Below are 18,798 nucleotides of genomic sequence, written 5' to 3'. Positions count from 1 at the left end.
GCATATGCCGTTTCGGGGCAACGACGGCACAAGGCCCGACTCTTCCACCAGGGAGAGCTGGGCCTTTGACAACCGTTCATCAACGGTTTATCAACCGTCTATCAGTCGTCGAGGACTGCCAGGGCTAGATCAAGCCACTATCCTCCACGATCTTCTTTTCGTTACGGAGCTCCTCCACGTTGGCGTCGATGAGCTTGCGCTGTGCGTCGGAAATCTCCAGGTCCTTAACAACTTCCCATTCGCCGTTCACCGAGCGGCACGGCACAGAGGCAACTAGGCCTTCGTCGATGCCGTAGGAACCATCCGACGGAAGCGACACGGATACCCAGTCGCCCTCCGGGGTTCCGGCGAACCAGTCGCGCATGTGATCAATAGCTGCCGAGGCTGCCGAGGCCGCGGAGGACTTACCGCGAACCTCGATAATTTCAGCCCCACGCTTAGCAACACGCGGACGGAATTCGTCGGCAAGCCACTTCTCATCGACCTTGTCGGCAACAGACTCACCATTGACCGTGGCGTAGGTGACGTCGGGGAACTGCGTGGCAGAGTGGTTACCCCACACCGTCATCTTCGCGAAGTCTTTCACCGGGGCACCCAGCTTTTCAGAGAGCTGAGCCAGCGACCGGTTGTGATCCAGACGGGTCATGGCGGTGAAGTGGTTGGCCGGGATGTCGGGGGCGCTGGCCTTCGCGATCAGGCAGTTGGTGTTGGCAGGGTTGCCCACGACGAGTACGCGCACATCTTTGGCAGCGTGGTCGTTGATTGCTTTACCTTGGGGCCCGAAAATCTTGCCGTTTGCTGTGAGGAGATCGGAGCGTTCCTCCCCTTTACCGCGGGGCTTGGAACCAACCAAGAAAACCGCCTGAGCATCCTCGAATGCTTCCTCGGCCTTATCGGTGACCGTGATACCGGTGACCAGCGGGAATGCAGCGTCAAAGAGCTCCATCGCGACCCCCTGAGCAGCGGAAACAGCCTGCGGAATATCGAGCAGCCGGAGGTGAACCGGGGTGTCCTTACCAAAGACGTCGCCTGAAGCAATGCGGAAGAGCAAAGAGTACGAAATCTGCCCGGATGCTCCGGAAACAGCAACGTTGACGGGATTCTTTCCTTCAGCAGTCATTAAAACCTTCCCTACATATCGGTGTACCGCGTACCACCCGTTCACAGTCGGGCCATCCACCTACTACTCGAGGGATCAGTTGCCCGGAAAAGAGCTACGGAACGGTAGGTCCGCACGCCTCCAACGATACTCCTTGACGCGGCCACCCTGCATATACAGACCTGCGTAGACAGAGTTGCGTCGCGGGCGGGCCGGTCCACCCCACCCCCTCCCCACGGCAACATTCATGGTTCCTACCATTCGGTAGGTTCTTTCTGGGCAAGGGGGTAGTTGCTCGCGTCGATCGTATAAAGGTGGGCATTGATTGGGACGCTATGTACTTAACTACCCCCGAATAAGGTCAAAAATACTCTACGAACTGGGATAAACCACGAGATAATGCAGAAAGTAGAAACTAATGTCTACGATTGTGTTGGTAATTATGGCACCAGGTCGAGACCGTAACTGTTCCTCTACCACCGTTAGTCGATCAGCATCACTAGCACGTGGAGGTTGGTGGCGGACTGGATCATAGGCTCGTCGATAATGTGGATCATTCGATGAAGGATCAAGGAGCATGAGGCAACAGACTCAGCACGCCGCGAACTGAAGCCATAGATGTCAACCCCGTTCGAAGTAATGAGTATGTCAACATCGCCTTTACACAACGACTCCCCCTCAGCACCCGACCTCATTTCCATCGATACCGGCCCTATCTCAAAGGACGCTGAGACCTCAGCCCCCGAGCATGAGGAAATTCTCGACGCCGCGCTGACCGTTTTTTCTAACGTCGGTTATAACGAGGCTCGACTGGAGAACATCGCGAGCGCGTCCGGTGTCTCTAAACGGATGATCCATTACTATTACGGCGACAAAAAAGGCCTGTACATGGAGTGCCTGCGCTATGCGGAAAGGCTCCTCCACCCGAAGGCAGAAGATCTTATTCCTGACAGTGACGTGCCGGTTGAGGCGATCCGGCAACTCATTGACATCCTTGTGAAGAAGTTCTTTGCTGAACCGCGGTCGGCCAGGATGTTGGCCATGGAAAACCTGCTTGGGATCCTCCCCCAAGATGCCGATGTTCACATCTTTTCCGGGTCACCCGCCGTTCTGCAAATCGGGCGGCTGCTGATGAATGGTCAGGATCACGGCGCATTTCGGCCAGGGGTTTCAGCGATTGATATCTACTTCATCATCTGCGCGTTGGCGATGTTTCCCGCGTATAACCAGTCGACATTTCGGTCCATGTACGACGTAGCTACCGGCGACGAAAGCAACCGCGATGGCATTAATGCGCTCATTCAAGATACTGTGATCAGTCTCTTGACGACGACGATGGCCACGCGAGAAGGAGATTCCTATACCGTCACCGCCGAACAGCTTCGCGCCAGCGAGCGGGACAATACGCCGCTATATGGCGACGGTGATCTGTTGGACGGCAGCGAGGCGCCGGCGTCTAATGAGACCAATCGGTTCGACGAACAATTTGGGCCGTTCTCGGAGTTTTACCGCGACTGATTGAACGTTGGGCCGCGGTTCGCGCTCCGACACCTTGGTTTCCGCACGTGAATCGTCGTCAACCATTTACGGGTTGAGGTGGCCGGCCTTTGGGGTCCGGGCGGCCGGCTTTAGGCGGATTCCCTTTCCGCCTCTGTGGACGAAATCAGCCTCGGTTCAGCACCTTCTGTGACGCATTCTTCTGGAATAACCACTTCGGTAACGTCTTCCGAGTCAGGAACCTCGAACATGACCGGTCCTAAGATCTCCTCCAGGATCGCCCTCAGGCCACGAGCTCCCGTACCGCGTTCGATAGCCTTATCGGCAATGGCATTAAGCGCACCCTCCTCCATGGTCAGGGTTACGCCATCCATGTCGAGCAGCCTGCTGTACTGCTTGAACAGCGAGTTCTTTGGTTCAGTCAACACACGAACCAGTGCTTCACGGTCAAGATCATTCACAGTAGCGACGACCGGGAGGCGCCCAATGAACTCAGGAATTAACCCGAACTTCACCAGGTCTTCTGGCTGAACATAGGAGAACGCATCGAGTTCGTTTTCCTCCTTCGAGGACACATTCGCGCCGAATCCGAGCCCCTGCTTTCCGCGTCGCTCGCCAATGACTTTCTCCAAGCCCGCGAACGCACCGGCAACGATGAACAGGACATTCTTGGTATCGAGCTGGATAAATTCTTGGTTCGGATGCTTCCGGCCACCCTGCGGCGGGACCGAGGCCACCGTTCCTTCGAGAATTTTCAGCAGTGCCTGCTGAACACCCTCGCCTGAAACGTCCCTGGTAATCGAGGGGTTTTCCGATTTGCGTGAAATCTTATCGACCTCGTCGATGTAAATGATTCCGCGCTGAGCACGATCGACGTCAAAGTCCGCAGCCTGGAGGAGCTTCAGAAGAATATTCTCCACGTCTTCACCGACATAGCCGGCCTCCGTCAGGCTGGTTGCGTCGGTCATGGCGAAGGGAACGTCGAGCATGCGGGCCAGTGTTTGCGCCAGGTAGGTTTTGCCGGAACCAGTCGGGCCGAGCATGAGGATGTTGGACTTCGCGATCTCTATATCGTCGTCAGACTTATGGTGGTCATTCTCATCGGCTTGGATGCGCTTGTAGTGGTTGTAGACCGCCACGGCTAAAGTCCGCTTTGCGGCGTCCTGGCCGATGACGTAATCACCGAGAAAGTCGACGATCTGCGATGGCTTCGGTAGTGCCTTGTCCGTCTTCTGCACGGGTGAATTATCAAATTCCTCTTCGATAATTTCATTGCACAGGTCGATGCATTCGTCGCAGATGTACACACCTGGGCCCGCGATGAGTTTGCGGACCTGCTTCTGGCTCTTTCCGCAAAAAGAGCACTTCAGGACATCGGCGCTTTCCTGCATACGTGCCATAAATTCCCTTGACCCCTAACGACTTCGTAGGCGTACAACCGTTCATGGTTGTCTATCCGAGACCAAAGCCCAGAATAGCAGCGGAGCTAGTCGATTCCGCGCTCATTCTGGGCTCGTTGTCATCTCATTATAAAACTGGGTAGCACACCGGCACTTCCGGTTCATCAACCCTGGTGACGTAGGTACTCCGCCTTATTTCTGTGCAGAGGCCTTCCGGTAATCAAAGACTTGGTCAATGATTCCGTATTCCTTCGCACCTTCGGCAGTGAGGATCTTGTCGCGGTCGGTATCGATCCGGATCTGTTCCGCTGATACGCCAGTATGGCGAGCCAAGGTGGTCTCCATCAACGTCCGCATACGCTCGATCTCTGCGGCCTGGATTTCGAGGTCGGAAACCTGCCCCTGCGTACCCTGCGTCGCTGGCTGGTGAATAAGGACGCGCGCGTTCGGTAACGCAGCACGCTTGCCCGGAGTACCGGCTGCCAACAGCACCGCGGCTGCCGACGCTGCCTGCCCCAAGCAGACCGTGACGACGTCGGGACGGACGTACTGCATGGTGTCGTAAATCGCCATGAGCGACGTGAACGATCCGCCGGGCGAGTTGATGTACATGGTGATGTCACGGTCCGGGTCTAGCCCCTCGAGGACGAGGAGCTGAGCCATGATGTCGTTGGCGGAGGCATCGTCGACCTGGGTGCCGAGGAAGATGATGCGCTCTTCGAAAAGCTTGTTATAAGGGTTGGATTCTTTGGCCCCAAACGAGCTGTGCTCGACAAATGATGGGAGGATGTAGCGGCTTTCTGGCATCTGCATGTGGGAAACCCCGTTCAATTGAGAAGAAGAATACTGGTTGAGTTCATCGCTAGGGTTCATAGCCACTACTCTGTCTCCTCCTTCGCCGATGTAATCACGTGGTCAACAAAGCCGTACTCTAAGGCCTCCTGGGCATCGAACCAGCGGTCACGGTCGGAGTCTTTCTGAATCCGCTCCAGTGACTGGCCGGTGTGCTGCGCGTTGAGCTCGGCCAAATCGCGCTTGGTGCGGGCGAACTGCTCTGCCTGAATGGCAATATCAGCTGCCGTTCCGCCAACACCTGCCGACGGCTGGTGCATCAAAATGCGAGCGTGAGGCAAAGCGTAGCGCTTGCCTTTTGTCCCCGCGGTGAGGAGGAACTGGCCCATGGAGGCAGCCAGGCCCATCCCGTACGTGGCGATGTCGCACGGTGCGTACGTCATAGTGTCATAAATCGCCATGCCTGCGGTCACAGAGCCGCCGGGCGAGTTGATGTACAAGGAAATGTCCCGCGTCGGGTCCTCGGCCGAGAGCAAAAGGATCTGTGCGCACAGCCGGTTGGCGATGTCGTCATTAACCTCGGTGCCGAGGAAGATAATGCGTTCCCGCAGCAGTCTCTCGAAGACGGAATCGTTAAGGTTCAATCCTGCTGTCCCATTGTCCATGGTGGGGGCAGAATAACCCTTCTGAGCATTAACTCCAGTGTCGTTTGAGGAAAAGTTCATTATTTACGCTCACTTTCCAATGTTTTTGGGTGCACCCCAGACTAGCTAATTCGATGAAGCGTGGCTCGCCTTTTGTGCTCTGTTCGCTGTTAGCGTGCGTCGGCATGAGATGCCGATGCCCCCACACCTTTCGGGGCGTGGGGGCAGTGTCGGAATTATCCGCAAGTCAACGGTTTATTTTTCAGCGTTCTCTGAATCGTCATCGGTGGGCGTTGCCACGGGAGCTTCCGCCGCTTGATCGAATTCAGCCGATTCTTCGGTCTCGGTGCCCGACGGCGTTGCTTCGCTGTTTTCAGATGCTTCGGCATCGGCGGACCCGGTCGAAGTCTCGTCGGTGTTTTCTTCTTCACCGAAGTATTCTTTCGGATCGATCTCGTTGCCATCGGTGTCCTTGACTGAAACCGTGCAGATGGATTCAGCCAAAGCCTTGCCACGACGGACGTCGGCGTAGAGGGCACCGATCTGGTCCGACGCCTGAATGGCCTGCATGAACTGCTGAGGCTCCATGCCGTACCGCTGGGCGGTGAACATAATGTGCTCGGTGAATTCCTGCTGGCTCACCTCTGGCTGAAGCTCATCAGCGAGCGTGTCGAGGAACAGCTGAGTCCGCACGGCTTCCTCTGCGCTGGACCGAGTGTCGCGATCGAACTCTTCGCGGCTGCTGCCCTGAGCGGCGAGAAGCTGGTCAAAGGCTTTTTCATCACCGTTGAACTGCTGCAGAAGCTGGTTCAGCTGGCCCTTAACTTGCTCTTCGACGACGGCTTCAGGCAGCTCGAAGTCGGTCTTTTCCAGAGCCTTTTCGAGAACCTTGTCCCGGATCGACGACGCTTGCTCGGCCTTCTTATTCTCCTCAACCTGCTTGGCCAAGGACTCACGAAGCTCGCCGATGGTGTCGAATTCCGATGCGAGCTGGGCGAAGTCATCGTCAGCCTCGGGAAGCTCACGCTCTTTGAGCGACTTCACGGTGACAGTGACCTCGGCCTCTTCGCCTTCGTGGTCACCTGCAACGAGGTTCGACTTGAAGGTCTTTGATTCATCAACCTTCATGCCCTCGAGCGCGTCATCTAAGCCCTCGATGAGCTCACCGTTGCCAACCTGGTGGGAAAGGCCTTCGGTCGTGGCCTCGTCAACGGGTTCGCCGTCCACAGTTGCGGACAGGTCGATGGAGACGAAGTCATCCTTCTGAACTGGGCGCTCGACTGCCTTCAAGGTGCCGAAACGTGCGCGGAGGTTGTCCAGCTCAGCGTCGACAGCGGCGTCGTCGGCAACGAGCGGATCGACTTCGACCTCGATGGTGGAGAAATCAGGAAGGTCAATCTCCGGGCGGACGTCAGCCTCTGCGGTGAACTCAACAAGCTCGTTATCTTCCAACCGGGTGATGTCGATAGTCGGCTGCGTGAGGACCTTGAGGTCATGCTCTTCAACAGCCTGGCTGTATCGGCTGGGCAGCATGTTGTTGATGGCCTGGTCGAGGATAGCCCCACGGCCGAGCCGTGCTTCAAGAACGCGCGGAGGAACCTTGCCTTTACGGAAGCCAGGGAGTGTGACCTGCTGCGCCAGCGAGCGGTAGGCTTGGTCGATCTCCGGCTGAAGCTCGTCAAAAGGAACTTCGACAGTAAGCTTTACACGAGTCGCGCTCTGTTGCTCAACGGAGCTCTTCACGGATGCACACTCCTGTGGTGTCGTTGGTTATTTGGAATACAATTTCTCTCTATTTGTGGAGACCCGGCCTGCCAAACGTCGTGTCTGACCGGCCGGGCCACTCCTGGTCGGGGTAGCGGGATTCGAACCCACGACCCCTCGCTCCCAAAACGAGTGCGCTACCAAGCTGCGCCATACCCCGGTATGAAAGAAAGTCCACCGGCCACGTGTGCCGAAGACAACTAGAGTCTACGGGCACCGTTTTTGCCACTTTCAATGACCCCCACTATTCAGCGTTATCCACCGCAAAATACGTGGTGAAAGAGCTTTTTGCGATATTACACGGTCAGCTTAGGAGTTAGCAATGGAGCGAGGCTGCGTCGTTTTCTACTCTCCGTTGTGACAGCAGCTCTATGCCTTACGTTCCCTGTCTCACGACGGGCACTGCCGACATAAAGAACCCTCATGATCACATACGTGGTCATACGACGAAACCCGGCTAGTTCTCCGCAAGCGTGGAAAACCAACCGGGTGATATTGTCGTCGGGACTCTCTATGTCTCCGACATAATGGAGGGAATGACGGGAATCGAACCCGCGTCTTCAGCTTGGAAGGCTGAGGTATTAGCCACTATACGACATTCCCATTGCGAAAAACGGTACCTGAGCACGTGAAACACGACTTACGCCCATTTCAACACTCACGAACCTTCTTTCCGCGGTGTGTTGCCATAGTACATTTCGTTCGCGGTTTCGCAAAACCCGAACTCCCCACAAATTACGCATTCCCGATCCCGCTACAACGCTGCCTTTTAAACACCGCATTAAACGCCTCACGAACAAAAAACCCACTAGTACAGAAGCATCAGCTTCACACCAGCAGCCGCGTCGCCAATTAGGCAAGCACCACCAGCAGCAATAACGCCCAGAATGTTGGTCACCTAAAGGCCCGTCGCGTAAAATAATGGTGACGACACTACCCCTGGAGGAACCATGCCTACCGATTCTCCTGCCACCTCACTATCAGGCGATTCTTCCGCATCACTGACGGCAACAACTCTCTCCACTGATTTATCCCAGACGCAACTTATCGCCAACGGCGTCAGTTTTGATTATTCGGGAGTACCGGTTCTCCGCAATATCGACCTCACCTTGTCAGCGGGCGACGTTCTCGGGCTGGTCGGCGATAACGGCGCTGGTAAATCGACGTTAATGTGGGTTCTCTCTGGCCGACGCAAGCCCACGAGCGGCGTCGTCACCCACGTCGGACAACGTGTTCTTGGTTTCCAGGAATTAGAGGCCCCCTTCGATTCGACCGGCGAGATGCTCATTAAAGAGGCACTGGGGCCGTCACTCCGTCGCTTGCACGCATTCGAGGAGGCCACGGAAGCACTTGCCGACGCGGAGACGGACGAGGAAGTTGCCCAGGCAAATGAGCACTATTCCACGATGTTCTCCGATGTCACGGCCCACGATGATTGGAATGCCGAACATAACGCGGACATCATTCTCGACAGCCTCAGCCTCACCAATGATGACTCCACGACTGTCGATGGCGAACCGCTGCTCTCACGCAGGACAGCCGATTTATCTGGTGGCCAGCGGGCGCGTCTTGGGTTAGCGCTCACCCTCATTCGCAATCCCGAGATTCTCCTCCTCGACGAGCCCACGAACCACCTCGACGACCGTGGCAGAGAACTTGTTATCGATCACATTCATAACCACGCTGGCGTGGTTGTCGTCGCTACGCATGATCGAGATTTTCTCGACGCGGTGTGTACCCAGATCGGCGATATCGTGCCCCGGCGCGAGGGAGTTCACATTTTTAGGGGCAATTACACCGCTTATGACAATCACCGTCGGCATGAGCGCGCGCTGTGGGAGCATCAATGGAAGACGGAGCAGAGGGAGAAAAGCCAGCTAGAGCAGGATATTCAGGCGCATCATGAGTCGGCCGGTCCGAAGAAGGCGAAGCGGGACAACGAAAAGGCCATGTATGGGATGGCCGGTAACCGGGCCGAGCGTCAATTGTCCCGACGAATCCGTGCGGCGCGCGTCTTACCGAGCTCGAGGAGAACGGTGTGGAACAGCCCCCGCAGTTCTCGGTTTCGATGAACCCTTGACGGCGCCCGTACCGCGTCGTCGGGTCGCGGCAGGATCCGAGGAGGACTTCGCCATTAAATTACAAGGACTCGTCGTCCCTGATCGTGTCCGCGTGGGGTCTTTGACTATTCGCCCGGGCGAAAAAGTAGTGATCACAGGCCCGAATGGAGCAGGCAAGTCGTCATTGCTCGGGGCTATCTCCGGCGCGGTGCCGACAGAGAGCGGGCAAGTTCGCATTGGGGAGGGCCAAAGTGTCGGTGTTCTCCGCCAAGAGCAGCGATGGGATGATCCCACACAATCAGCAGAGGATCTGTATGCATTGGCACCCCACCCCACTGTGAGCTTCGACGAGCTCGGACTGCTGGCTCCTGAGGACGCCATTCGGCCCGTCGGGGACCTCTCTATAGGCCAGCAGCGACGAGTAGCGCTTGCGCTGATTGCAGCCGGCCCGCCTCATGTTCTCCTTCTCGACGAGCCGACGAACCACCTCTCCGTGGACTTGATTGAAGAGGTGCAGGATGCCATCGCGAGTGCTGAGGGAACAGTGCTTGTTGTCACTCACGACCGTCGGATGATTGAGCGGTTGGAGGCTCGGCACCTGATTGTTGACCACCACGAGGTGGTGGAAGGACAACGAGGGCACCGTTCAGTCGAGTTCCAATAATTAGTTTTGGCAACCATACCATTATCAGTACCCCTACTATGGGGTAACTTTTTTACCGGCTCGATAACGAATAGTTAACGATTCTTTATCGGGCAGAAATCTGCAGATTCTTTGGTAAGCAGCGCCTTTAAACGTGGGTTGAACACATACGGGGGTGTAATAAGTAGTTTAACGGATTTCATGCCGGTTTAGCTGGAGTTTTGCTACATAGCGCTCCCCTATTTTTCGGGCGTACACTCCTGACTCATGACACCGATCCTTCTTGACAAAGACTCAGGACACGAGCTGTGGACCGCAGCGCAATGCGCTGAGTTTTCTGGTACAGCGCGGGGTACATTCACCAGCTATGCGGGTCGTGGTCGCGCACCAAAGCCTGTAGCAAAGTTTCAGGGGTTGACTCTCTGGGACGCTGAAGACGTAAAGCATTGGCACGAGAATCGAGTTGACCGTAGGAGAAAAAACGACTCCGACACCGACGGTTAAGCGCCACCCTGACCAGGCCATAGCCACGCTGTCCGATGATGAATGCTCCTCTTCGGTGGAGGGCGAGCTGAAAGAAGATAACACCGGAAAAGGAAAAGCATCTCTTGCACATTGTTGCACAAGAGATGCTTTCTTTTATGACACGTTCGTGCCCGAGCCCCGACGGCAGCCCGAGCGGCCTACTGGTCTTCGGGCAACGCAGGTGCCATCCCCGTACGTTCATACTCCGCAAGAATATCGAGCCGCCGCTGGTGGCGTTCCTCATTTGACCACGGCGTCTCGATGAAAGCGTCGACAATCTCGAGGGCTTCCTCCTCGGAGTGCTGGCGAGCCCCTAAACCGATGAGCTGTGCATTGTTGTGCTCCCGGGCAAGCTTGGCCGTCTCCACGGACCAGGCCAAAGCACAACGGGCTCCCTTGACCTTGTTGGCAGCGATCTGCTCACCGTTTCCGGAACCGCCGATCACGATGCCCAATGATCCGGGATCATTCACGACCCGGGCAGAGGCCTCGATGCAGTAAGCAGGGTAATCATCCTTGGGATCAAAGGAATGAGCCCCGCAATCAACGATCTCGTGGCCGTTCTTTTCCAAATGAGCAGCAATAGTATTTTTCAACTCGAACCCAGCATGGTCCGCACCAAGATAAACGCGCATAGTTCTAGGGTAGCTCAGCAGACTTGTTTTCTGGCATCTCTGTGCGAGATCGTTTCAATTCGAAGAAGTGTGGGAACGCTGCCAAGGCCACTGCCCCATCGAAGATTCGTCCCACATCTTCCCCGCGCGGTACACGGGTGATCACTGGCCCGAAGAACGCGTTATCGCCCAACTTCAGCACGGGCGTCCCCACGTCGTCGCCGACCGCGTCCATCGCGCCCTGGTGGTGACGGCGTAGCGAATCATCCTGCTCAGTGGAGTGTGCCACCTCGAGATACGACGCCGGAAGGCCAATCTCTTCCAAGGCATCGCGGAGCACGTCGTCGAATCCCTCGCCGGCGTGAGCGTCCACTTCTTTCTTATCGTGAATCCGGGTGCCCATTGCGGTGTAGTAGGCGTCTAATTTCTCCGGATTTTCGTCGGCAATGAGGGCGGCAACGCGAGCTGGGCCCCACGTCTGTTTCATCATCTTCTTGTAATCGTCGGGAAGATCATCATTGTTTTCATTGAGAACCGACAAGCTCATAGGATGCCAAACCACAGTGATATCCCGGACTTTTTCTACCTCTTTAATCCACCGGGATGTTACCCAGCAAAACGGGCAGGAGACATCAAACCAAAAATCGACTCGTTGTTTGTCGGCCATGTCATTACCTCCATGATCTGTACGTTGGCGCTGTGCCCACCGAGGGCTCATTGCTCCCGCGATTTTTCATCACCTAGTAGTCTCAATATCTGGGAACTTTATGCTCTCGCATATTCCAAAGCCCTCCAGTGAAAGGACACAACGCAGGAATGTCATCAACTAATCTCACCTGGCAAGAGGCCAAGGACCGGGCCGCACTCATTGGAGTGGACCGGTACTCCATAATTTTAGACCTCACTGACGGACATGGGCTTCCTGGAGAAAAAATCTTTACGTCAAAGACCACAGTGTGGTTCCACACACGCGACGGTGTGTCGGAGGGCGATCTGGAGCAAGGAACCTTCCTGGATCTCCGCGCCTCGCGGGTAACATCTGTGCAACTCAACGGGACCGATGTCACGACCGATGCGATCCGTTATTCGGATAACCAGTATGACGAGGAAGCCGGTATTCAGCTTCGCAATCTGGAACCTGGCGACAACCGCGTCACGGTGTGCGCCGAATGCCGCTACTCAACCTCAGGTGAGGGACTTCACCGTTTCGTCGATCCCTCGGACAATGCGGTCTACCTGTACACACAATTCGAAACTGCCGACGCCAAACGCGTCTTCGCGTGCTTCGACCAGCCGGATCTCAAGGCCACGTACCGTGTGCAGATCATCACGCCTGATTCGTGGCGGCTCATTACTAATGGCCCTGTCAGCACCACGGTGACCTCTCCCCGCGCGGGTATTCTCACGACCGACGGCGACAACCCACAAACAACGGTCGCCATTCACGAAGCTGAGGTTGATTACCCTCTCTCTACCTATTTAATTGCTTTCATGGCGGGGCCGTACACCGAAGCCACCGATGTCTGGCGCGGAACCATTACTCCGCACCCCGAAACATCGGACAAATCAACCGAAACGTCGGACGAATCGGCCAGCCAGGAAGTCGAAATTCCCCTCGGTCTTTATTGCCGACGGGCGCTGGCCGAGCACCTCGATTCCGAAGAACTGTTTAAGGAAACAAAACAGGGATTCGATTTCTACGCTAAGCACTTTGGCATCCCGTATCCATTTAAGAAATACGACCAAGTGTTCTGCCCTGAATACAACATGGGGGCAATGGAAAATGCCGGGGCCGTCACGATCCGTGAAGACTATGTGTTCCGGTCGGCCACCACTCGGTACCTCTACGAGCGTCGCAATGACACGATCCTCCACGAGATGGCGCACATGTGGTTCGGCGATCTCGTCACCATGAAGTGGTGGAATGACCTGTGGCTTAACGAATCATTCGCCACCTGGTCCTCGGCGCAGGCTCAAACTGAGGTCAGCGAATTCACCACCGCGTGGGTCACATTCGCCCACGTCGAAAAGGCTTGGGCATACGCGCAAGACCAGATGTCGTCCACGCACCCGATTTCGACGGACGCGTCGGATATCGAAACCGTCGACCAGAACTTCGACGGGATCACCTATGCCAAGGGCGCGTCGGTTCTTAAGCAGCTAGCCGCTTATGTCGGGCTCGACGAATTCTTCGCCGGTGTACGCCTGCATTTCCAGCGCCATCAGTACGACAACGCGACCTTCAATGATCTCCTTGACGCGCTCGAGGAATCGTCGGGACGCGATCTGTCCCAGTGGGCTGATCAATGGCTCAAGACCACCGGCGTCAACACCTTGTCCGTCGATGCGCAGGCTAAAGACGGGGCCTACACCTCAGTTGCTGTCAAGCAGAGTGGTGCGCAACCGGGTGAAGGCGAACACCGCGATCACCGCATCGGCGTCGGCATCTATTCCCTCCAGGATGGTGACGTCGTTCGCACAGCTAACACCGAGCTGGATATCCACGGTGAGAGCACCGACGTTCCTGAACTCGTCGGCACTCCCGTCGGCGATCTCATTCTGCCCAATGATGGCGACCTGACATATGCGCTCATCGATCTCGATGATGCTTCCAACGAGTTCGTGCTGAATCACCTGCCGGCAATTAAGGATCCCATGGCTCGCGCTCTGTGCTGGTCGGCGGAGTGGGAGCGTCTGCGCGTTGGTCGTTTGCGCGCTCGTGATTTCATCGCGCTTGTTGAGCGTGGTCTGCCTCATGAGACGGAAACCGCCGTCGTTCAGCAATTAGTCCGACAGGTTGTGTCCGCAGCGAGGAACTATGCCAACCCGACGTGGCTTGCCGACGAAGGCTGGGATGCGGTTGCTCATGCTTTGGTATCGACGGCACGCGCGGCTGCTCCGGGTAGCGATACCCAGCTCGCGGCGGTCAAGGAGCTGCCCAATGTGGAGCCCACCGCCGAGACTGTTGCTATCGCGCGCGCGATTGTCGATGGCACCCCGGAGAGTGTCGAACTGGACGGTCTCTCCATCGATACCGATATGACGTGGCTTGCGATCAAAATGCTTGCCGCGTCCAGCGGTTCCCACGGGGTGTCAGAGGATGAGGTCACAAAGCTGATCGACGAAACCTCCGCGAACGACCGTTCGTCGTTGGGTGAACAAGCGGCGATTGCGGCGCGGGCGCTCCTGCCAACGACGGAAAACAAGTCTCGCGTGTGGGATGACATCATGGGCGAGGATGCGTCGACGCTGTCGAACCGCCAGTTGTTGTCGAATGTCGCAGGATTTAGGACTGCCGGCAGTGACGAGCTCTTGGCCGGTTACCGCGATCGTTATTTCGATGAGGCCCTCGGCGTGTGGGAGAACCTCAATGGCGAGATGGCTCTGCGCGTGCTCGCGGGAATGTATCCATCATGGGATACATCGGACGAGGCTATCGCTCGAGCCGAGAAACTGGTTGCCAACGAAGAATTGCCCGCTGGTTTCCGCCGACTGATCGCGGAAGGTAAGGATAATCAGCGCCGCTTCGCTGCAGCACGTGAACACGACCGGAGCTAAAAGCTATAGCCTCGATGTCTCCTGAACTAGGGACGCCGAGGCCTCCCCGGCCATACGGACCGGGCTGGGTTTACATATTAAGTAGGTTCAGCCGATTCCTGCGTTGTGCAAGGACCGTTCCCAGCCTGGTATCCGTCCTGACCCAGAGAGGCGAAACGGATACCCGCATAATATCGCCTCCGATAAAACCGAGGCTTCCCAGGGCGATAATGGCTCGCGACGTGAGCTGCGCCGTCTGTTCCGCCGTCGACGATTCGACAGTCATAATCTTTTGGTCCAACAGCGATTGAGCTATCCCCGCTGGCCCCGATTCTGCCGTGGCTGTATCACGGACATCGTTATATAACGCGGCAACAGTGTCTATTGCTACGTCATCAATATGGGTGAATGTCTCTGTCAGAGGCACAGGTCCGGGCCACATTCCCGGCGTACCGGGGTGCTCCAGCGACAGAGTTATCGGACCACCCTGTCGGGAGTGAAAATGGGTCGACGCATCGATGGCTCGCCGCACGTTCGCACAGTGCGTGATGACGTCACGAGCCGAGTCATTGCCCCACACACCACGGACCCGTCGCAGCCCAAAGGGGCCAAGCGGCGTCGTGACATAAATATCGAACCACTGATGACGCTGGTCACGGGCCTCTACGGCAGCTCCCGCGGCATTGGGTTGGCGTGATCTGGTATCCGCAGGATGAATCCGGACCAGCGCCGTCGAATCGAGGCGCTCTGCCCGAGACATGAAGGTAAAGAGGTCTCGAGCAACGCCGTGCTCAATAGTTATCGGCATGGTGTCCCCTGGATAAGGCCGATGGATTACTCCGTGGAATCCGGAGGCACGAGTTGGTCGATATCGGGTTCATTATCTTGGCCCCGTTCGATCTCTCTCACGGGCCGGGTGATCATGGACTCGAGGACCTGCCGTTCGCTGTCCGTAATTTCGCGCGGGGAGCTTGACCGCAGGTCGACAGCAACCTGCGTGATCTTCACTTCGCAACACACGATCCCGTCGCTATCGAGGATCAGTTGCCGAACACCAAACGACGTCCGGCCAATCCGAGTCACCTCTGAATTCACGGTCACAGTGTGGCTGGATGGCGAAATTCCGCGTCGGTAATCCAATTCGGCATGGCGTACGAACACCTGAGGCACCGAACCTTTACCGGCGATCGACTCCATTTCCTTCAAGAATGCGACGCGGGAATCCTGCGAAAACTCAAGATATGCCGAGTTATTAACGTGCCCATACATATCGAAGTCGGACCAACGGAGTGGCAGCGACAGTGTATGAACCCGGCCAGTGCGTCCGAGTACTTCACGGAACGGCATATTTCACCGCGACCTAACGAGTTAGCGAGTTAACTTCCGGTGAGTCACACGGTGGGGACGCGCAACTTCTTCACCGAGCCTATCGACCTTGTTCTTCTCATAATCCTCGAAGTTGCCTTCAAACCAGTACCACTGGCCTTCGGCAACATTGCCTTCCCAGGCGAGAATGTGCGTACAGGTGCGGTCCAAGAACCACCTATCGTGGGAGATCACGACGGCACACCCTGGGAATTGTTCGAGAGCGTTCTCCAAGCTGGAGAGAGTTTCGACATCCAGATCGTTGGTGGGCTCATCCAATAGGATCAGGTTACCACCCTGTTTCAACGTCAGCGCCAGGTTCAAACGGTTACGCTCACCGCCGGAGAGCACCTTGGCCGGCTTTTGCTGATCAGCACCTTTGAAACCGAAAGCCGAGATATACGCGCGCGATGGCATTTCATTCTGGCCGACGATGATGTAGTCCAGCCCGTCAGAGACGACTTCCCACACGGTCTTTTCGGGGTCAATATTCTCGCGGTTCTGGTCGACATAGCTGATGTCGACAGTTTTACCGACCTTCACCTCGCCGGAATCCGGCTCTTCAAGCCCCACAATCGTCTTGAACAAGGTGGACTTACCCACACCGTTCGGGCCGATAACGCCGACGATGCCGTTACGAGGCAATGTGAAGGACAAATCTTTAATCAACGTACGGCCGTCGAAGCCCTTATTGAGGTGGCTCACCTCCACAACCTGGTTACCCAGGCGCTGCGGGGTCGGAATCTGGATTTCCTCAAAGTCAAGCTTCTTGTACTTCTCGGCCTCCGCAGCCATTTCCTCGTAACGCTGCAAACGAGCCTTATTCTTCGCCTGACGTGCCTTCGCGCCCGAACGCACCCACTGCAGTTCCTGCTTCAACCGCTTCTGCAGCTTGGCATCCTTCTTACCCGCAACCTGCAGGCGCTCGGACTTCTTCTCAAGGTACGTGGAGTAGTTACCTTCGTAGGGGTACAGCTTCCCGCGATCGACCTCACAAATCCACTGAGCAACGTGGTCAAGGAAGTAACGGTCGTGGGTAACAGCCAACACCGCGCCTGGATAGTTACGCAGATGCTGCTCCAACCAGAGCACGGACTCAGCGTCCAAGTGGTTGGTGGGCTCATCGAGCAGCAATAGATCTGGCTCAGCCAAAAGAAGCTTGGCTAGCGCTACACGACGACGCTCACCCCCGGATAGCGTCGTCACTGGCGAGTCTGACGGCGGGCACCGCAGCGCATCCATGGCCTGATCGATCTTCGAATCCAGTTCCCAGGCGTCGGCAGTGTCGATCTTCTCCTGCAGGACAGTCATGCGTTCCATGAGTTCATCGGAATAATCCGTCGCCATCTTTTCGGCGATTTCTTCATATTCACGCTTGACTTCCCAGATCTCTCCGAGGCCTTCTTCCACGTTGCCGCGGACGGTTTTTTCCTCGTTGAGTGGAGGCTCCTGGAGCAAGATCCCCACAGAAGCACCGGGATCGAGGAACGCCTCACCATTGGAGGGCTGATCAATTCCCGCCATAATTTTCAAGATCGACGACTTTCCGGCACCGTTTGGCCCCACCACGCCGATCTTGGCCCCCGGATAAAAAGCCATGGTGACGTCGTCAAGAATGACTTTTTCTCCATGTGCCTTGCGCACGTTTTTCATTGTGTAAATGAATTCACCCATACAGTCCTCAACTCATTTTTCTATGCCACACGAACCTAGCATTCTCTGCTCACCTACTATGGCCGATGACCATAGGGTTCACCACCTCGAAAGCTAATCTCCAGGATCAACCTCGAGAGTTAAGAGGTGGGATGGTCCCCGCGCAAGTTCCTCAGCAAAGTCTAACCGTTGAGGGTACGCAAGCACGGTCCTAACAACAACCAGTTACGACGACTCCTTCACGGAGGCACGTCCTCATGCGCTAGCCAGGGCGACGTCTCGGCTGTATGAGTCCTCCTGTTCGCTCAGAGTGCCGGAGTCCCTCAGGACTGTGGAGTCGGTGGAAGTGCTCGAATCACTCGACGAACCCTCGGGGAATGGATTTCCATCCGGCGTGGCCGTCCCGTCCCAATCGGTGGCGAGACTCGTCACCTCCCCTGACCCCTTGGCTGCTCCAGCAGAGGAGCCGATTTCCAACGGAACCAAACGTCCTAGGCGGCTGGTCATCGCGGACGTAATGACGATCCTGTTGAGGTCAATTCCAACATGAGAGGCCTTTATCCTCACGGAGCTCCGCATGATTTTCTCCCCCGAGTCCAGGGTCGCCTCCCACGAATGAGTAATCAGCCGACCGTATATAACAACTGGCATCCCCTTCGTTACCGATTTCAAACAGTTTGTGGCTAGTGGACCGGACATCTGGACGTCGATAAATAATGAGTCAGATGACTGCCACACACCGTCGTCGTCACGCCATCGACGATCCGACGCAACGCGCATAGTTGCGAAAGGGGTTCGACCTGATGGTGCTCGATCAACTGGATCACTGACGACGTTTCCCACAACGGTGACCATTGCAGAATTTTGTGCCATGACGTACCTACTCTCCCTCCCACGAAGGGCGCTCCCGGTAGAGACTGAGCAGCTGAGTAGCTGATTAGCGCAGTACCGTGAAGTCCTCATCGATAGAGACGATCTGAAAATGACAACCTCAGGGTGGCACAAGGTGGGCCGGAAATTAGGCGCGTGAGGAGCTCATCGGGCCGCCGCTGTGGATAACTAAAGTTATCCACAGATTTTTATACGTGTGTTTTTCTTGTTTGCACAGTGAATCCACACAGTGAAAAAGATCGGTGAAACAAAAATGCCGACCCGTGCCGACAGAAGGGGTGAGTGCCGAAAGCAGGCGTCGTCGATAAAACGAA

General features: G+C 56.2%; 16 protein-coding genes and 2 tRNA genes. 5 read left to right on the top strand and 13 right to left on the bottom strand.

The genetic code is table 11. From position 1 onward, the window contains the following. Positions 1 to 124: 124 nt before the first annotated feature. Positions 125 to 1,120, bottom strand: a complete 996-nt coding sequence (locus ACWORE_RS01310; protein WP_406604836.1) for a malate dehydrogenase — start codon at positions 1,118 to 1,120, stop codon at positions 125 to 127. A gap of 624 nt (positions 1,121 to 1,744) precedes the next feature. On the opposite strand from ACWORE_RS01310, the gene ACWORE_RS01305 reads away from it, so the two are divergent. Further along, on the top strand, positions 1,745 to 2,617 hold the full coding sequence (locus tag ACWORE_RS01305; protein ID WP_296136156.1) for a TetR family transcriptional regulator: 873 nt from the start codon (positions 1,745 to 1,747) through the stop codon (positions 2,615 to 2,617). A 110-nt stretch (positions 2,618 to 2,727) separates the two neighbouring features. Here the strand turns inward: ACWORE_RS01305 and clpX are convergent, their stop codons facing one another. The 6 genes from clpX to ACWORE_RS01275 form a co-directional block, all read right to left on the bottom strand. Then, entirely contained in the window at positions 2,728 to 3,996 is a 1,269-nt protein-coding gene (gene clpX, locus ACWORE_RS01300; protein WP_455302179.1) for an ATP-dependent Clp protease ATP-binding subunit ClpX, read from the bottom strand. A 192-nt stretch (positions 3,997 to 4,188) separates the two neighbouring features. Then, positions 4,189 to 4,809 carry an ATP-dependent Clp protease proteolytic subunit gene (locus ACWORE_RS01295; RefSeq protein WP_041629449.1) on the bottom strand — a complete coding sequence of 207 codons (621 nt, stop codon included), beginning with the start codon at positions 4,807 to 4,809 and terminating at the stop codon, positions 4,189 to 4,191. A gap of 65 nt (positions 4,810 to 4,874) precedes the next feature. Then, positions 4,875 to 5,513 carry an ATP-dependent Clp protease proteolytic subunit gene (locus tag ACWORE_RS01290; RefSeq protein ID WP_296136160.1) on the bottom strand — a complete coding sequence of 213 codons (639 nt, stop codon included), beginning with the start codon at positions 5,511 to 5,513 and terminating at the stop codon, positions 4,875 to 4,877. 174 nt (positions 5,514 to 5,687) lie between these two features. Continuing rightward, complete coding sequence (gene tig / locus ACWORE_RS01285) at positions 5,688 to 7,175, bottom strand: trigger factor (protein ID WP_455302177.1); 1,488 nt, start codon at positions 7,173 to 7,175, stop codon at positions 5,688 to 5,690. Positions 7,176 to 7,279: 104 nt separating this feature from the next. Then, positions 7,280 to 7,356 (bottom strand) — tRNA-Pro (locus ACWORE_RS01280). A 368-nt stretch (positions 7,357 to 7,724) separates the two neighbouring features. Next, positions 7,725 to 7,799, bottom strand: a tRNA-Gly gene (locus ACWORE_RS01275). 347 nt (positions 7,800 to 8,146) lie between these two features. Here ACWORE_RS01275 and ACWORE_RS01270 point away from each other — a divergent pair. The 3 genes from ACWORE_RS01270 to ACWORE_RS01260 all read left to right on the top strand — a co-directional run bounded on the left by ACWORE_RS01270 (position 8,147) and on the right by ACWORE_RS01260 (position 10,403). Next, entirely contained in the window at positions 8,147 to 9,268 is a 1,122-nt protein-coding gene (locus ACWORE_RS01270) for an ATP-binding cassette domain-containing protein (RefSeq protein ID WP_455302175.1), read from the top strand. A gap of 4 nt (positions 9,269 to 9,272) precedes the next feature. Beyond that, positions 9,273 to 9,920, top strand: coding sequence for an ATP-binding cassette domain-containing protein (locus tag ACWORE_RS01265; protein ID WP_455302173.1), 648 nt, complete (start codon positions 9,273 to 9,275; stop codon positions 9,918 to 9,920). Between the two features lie 246 nt (positions 9,921 to 10,166). Then, positions 10,167 to 10,403 (top strand): helix-turn-helix transcriptional regulator, encoded by a 237-nt coding sequence (locus ACWORE_RS01260; protein ID WP_081429426.1) that lies wholly within the window; start codon positions 10,167 to 10,169, stop codon positions 10,401 to 10,403. A gap of 179 nt (positions 10,404 to 10,582) precedes the next feature. On the opposite strand, the gene ACWORE_RS01255 is transcribed toward ACWORE_RS01260, so the two are convergent. Both ACWORE_RS01255 and ACWORE_RS01250 read right to left on the bottom strand, forming a co-directional pair. Further along, positions 10,583 to 11,059: a ribose-5-phosphate isomerase gene (locus tag ACWORE_RS01255; protein ID WP_046202577.1), complete on the bottom strand. Its 477-nt coding sequence runs from the start codon at positions 11,057 to 11,059 to the stop codon at positions 10,583 to 10,585. 4 nt (positions 11,060 to 11,063) lie between these two features. Continuing rightward, positions 11,064 to 11,705: a mycothiol-dependent nitroreductase Rv2466c family protein gene (locus ACWORE_RS01250; RefSeq protein WP_455302171.1), complete on the bottom strand. Its 642-nt coding sequence runs from the start codon at positions 11,703 to 11,705 to the stop codon at positions 11,064 to 11,066. A gap of 149 nt (positions 11,706 to 11,854) precedes the next feature. On the opposite strand from ACWORE_RS01250, the gene pepN reads away from it, so the two are divergent. Further along, positions 11,855 to 14,596 carry an aminopeptidase N gene (gene pepN / locus ACWORE_RS01245; protein WP_455302169.1) on the top strand — a complete coding sequence of 914 codons (2,742 nt, stop codon included), beginning with the start codon at positions 11,855 to 11,857 and terminating at the stop codon, positions 14,594 to 14,596. 70 nt (positions 14,597 to 14,666) lie between these two features. Here pepN and ACWORE_RS01240 read toward each other — a convergent pair whose 3' ends face one another. The 4 genes from ACWORE_RS01240 to ACWORE_RS01225 all read right to left on the bottom strand — a co-directional run bounded on the left by ACWORE_RS01240 (position 14,667) and on the right by ACWORE_RS01225 (position 18,466). After that, positions 14,667 to 15,383 (bottom strand): hypothetical protein, encoded by a 717-nt coding sequence (locus tag ACWORE_RS01240; RefSeq protein ID WP_406604841.1) that lies wholly within the window; start codon positions 15,381 to 15,383, stop codon positions 14,667 to 14,669. Positions 15,384 to 15,409: 26 nt separating this feature from the next. Beyond that, positions 15,410 to 15,922, bottom strand: a complete 513-nt coding sequence (locus ACWORE_RS01235; RefSeq protein WP_296136174.1) for an acyl-CoA thioesterase — start codon at positions 15,920 to 15,922, stop codon at positions 15,410 to 15,412. Between the two features lie 21 nt (positions 15,923 to 15,943). Beyond that, entirely contained in the window at positions 15,944 to 17,614 is a 1,671-nt protein-coding gene (gene ettA / locus ACWORE_RS01230; RefSeq protein WP_455302166.1) for an energy-dependent translational throttle protein EttA, read from the bottom strand. A 234-nt stretch (positions 17,615 to 17,848) separates the two neighbouring features. Further along, a complete protein-coding gene (locus ACWORE_RS01225) occupies positions 17,849 to 18,466 on the bottom strand; it encodes a single-stranded DNA-binding protein (protein ID WP_455302165.1) in 618 nt (205 codons plus the stop codon). Positions 18,467 to 18,798: the final 332 nt, after the last annotated feature.

The sequence above is a fragment of the Corynebacterium sp. c7Ub_26 genome, from assembly GCF_053760365.1.
The sequence above is the reverse complement of the archived record's forward strand: the minus strand, read 5'-3'. Positions and strand labels throughout refer to the sequence as shown.

Bases quoted from the DNA above. Each gene is read 5' to 3' on its own strand.
- ACWORE_RS01235 (WP_296136174.1), bottom strand. From the start codon at position 15,922: ATGCCGTTCCGTGAAGTACTCGGACGCACTGGCCGGGTTCATACACTG.
- ettA (WP_455302166.1), bottom strand. From the start codon at position 17,614: ATGGGTGAATTCATTTACACAATGAAAAACGTGCGCAAGGCACATGGA.
- ACWORE_RS01225 (WP_455302165.1), bottom strand. From the start codon at position 18,466: ATGGCACAAAATTCTGCAATGGTCACCGTTGTGGGAAACGTCGTCAGT.
- clpX (WP_455302179.1), bottom strand. From the start codon at position 3,996: ATGGCACGTATGCAGGAAAGCGCCGATGTCCTGAAGTGCTCTTTTTGC.
- ACWORE_RS01305 (WP_296136156.1), top strand. From the start codon at position 1,745: ATGTCAACATCGCCTTTACACAACGACTCCCCCTCAGCACCCGACCTC.
- ACWORE_RS01310 (WP_406604836.1), bottom strand. From the start codon at position 1,120: ATGACTGCTGAAGGAAAGAATCCCGTCAACGTTGCTGTTTCCGGAGCA.
- ACWORE_RS01240 (WP_406604841.1), bottom strand. From the start codon at position 15,383: ATGCCGATAACTATTGAGCACGGCGTTGCTCGAGACCTCTTTACCTTC.
- ACWORE_RS01260 (WP_081429426.1), top strand. From the start codon at position 10,167: ATGACACCGATCCTTCTTGACAAAGACTCAGGACACGAGCTGTGGACC.
- ACWORE_RS01270 (WP_455302175.1), top strand. From the start codon at position 8,147: ATGCCTACCGATTCTCCTGCCACCTCACTATCAGGCGATTCTTCCGCA.
- ACWORE_RS01255 (WP_046202577.1), bottom strand. From the start codon at position 11,059: ATGCGCGTTTATCTTGGTGCGGACCATGCTGGGTTCGAGTTGAAAAAT.
- ACWORE_RS01290 (WP_296136160.1), bottom strand. From the start codon at position 5,513: ATGAACTTTTCCTCAAACGACACTGGAGTTAATGCTCAGAAGGGTTAT.
- ACWORE_RS01295 (WP_041629449.1), bottom strand. From the start codon at position 4,809: ATGCAGATGCCAGAAAGCCGCTACATCCTCCCATCATTTGTCGAGCAC.
- ACWORE_RS01250 (WP_455302171.1), bottom strand. From the start codon at position 11,705: ATGGCCGACAAACAACGAGTCGATTTTTGGTTTGATGTCTCCTGCCCG.
- pepN (WP_455302169.1), top strand. From the start codon at position 11,855: ATGTCATCAACTAATCTCACCTGGCAAGAGGCCAAGGACCGGGCCGCA.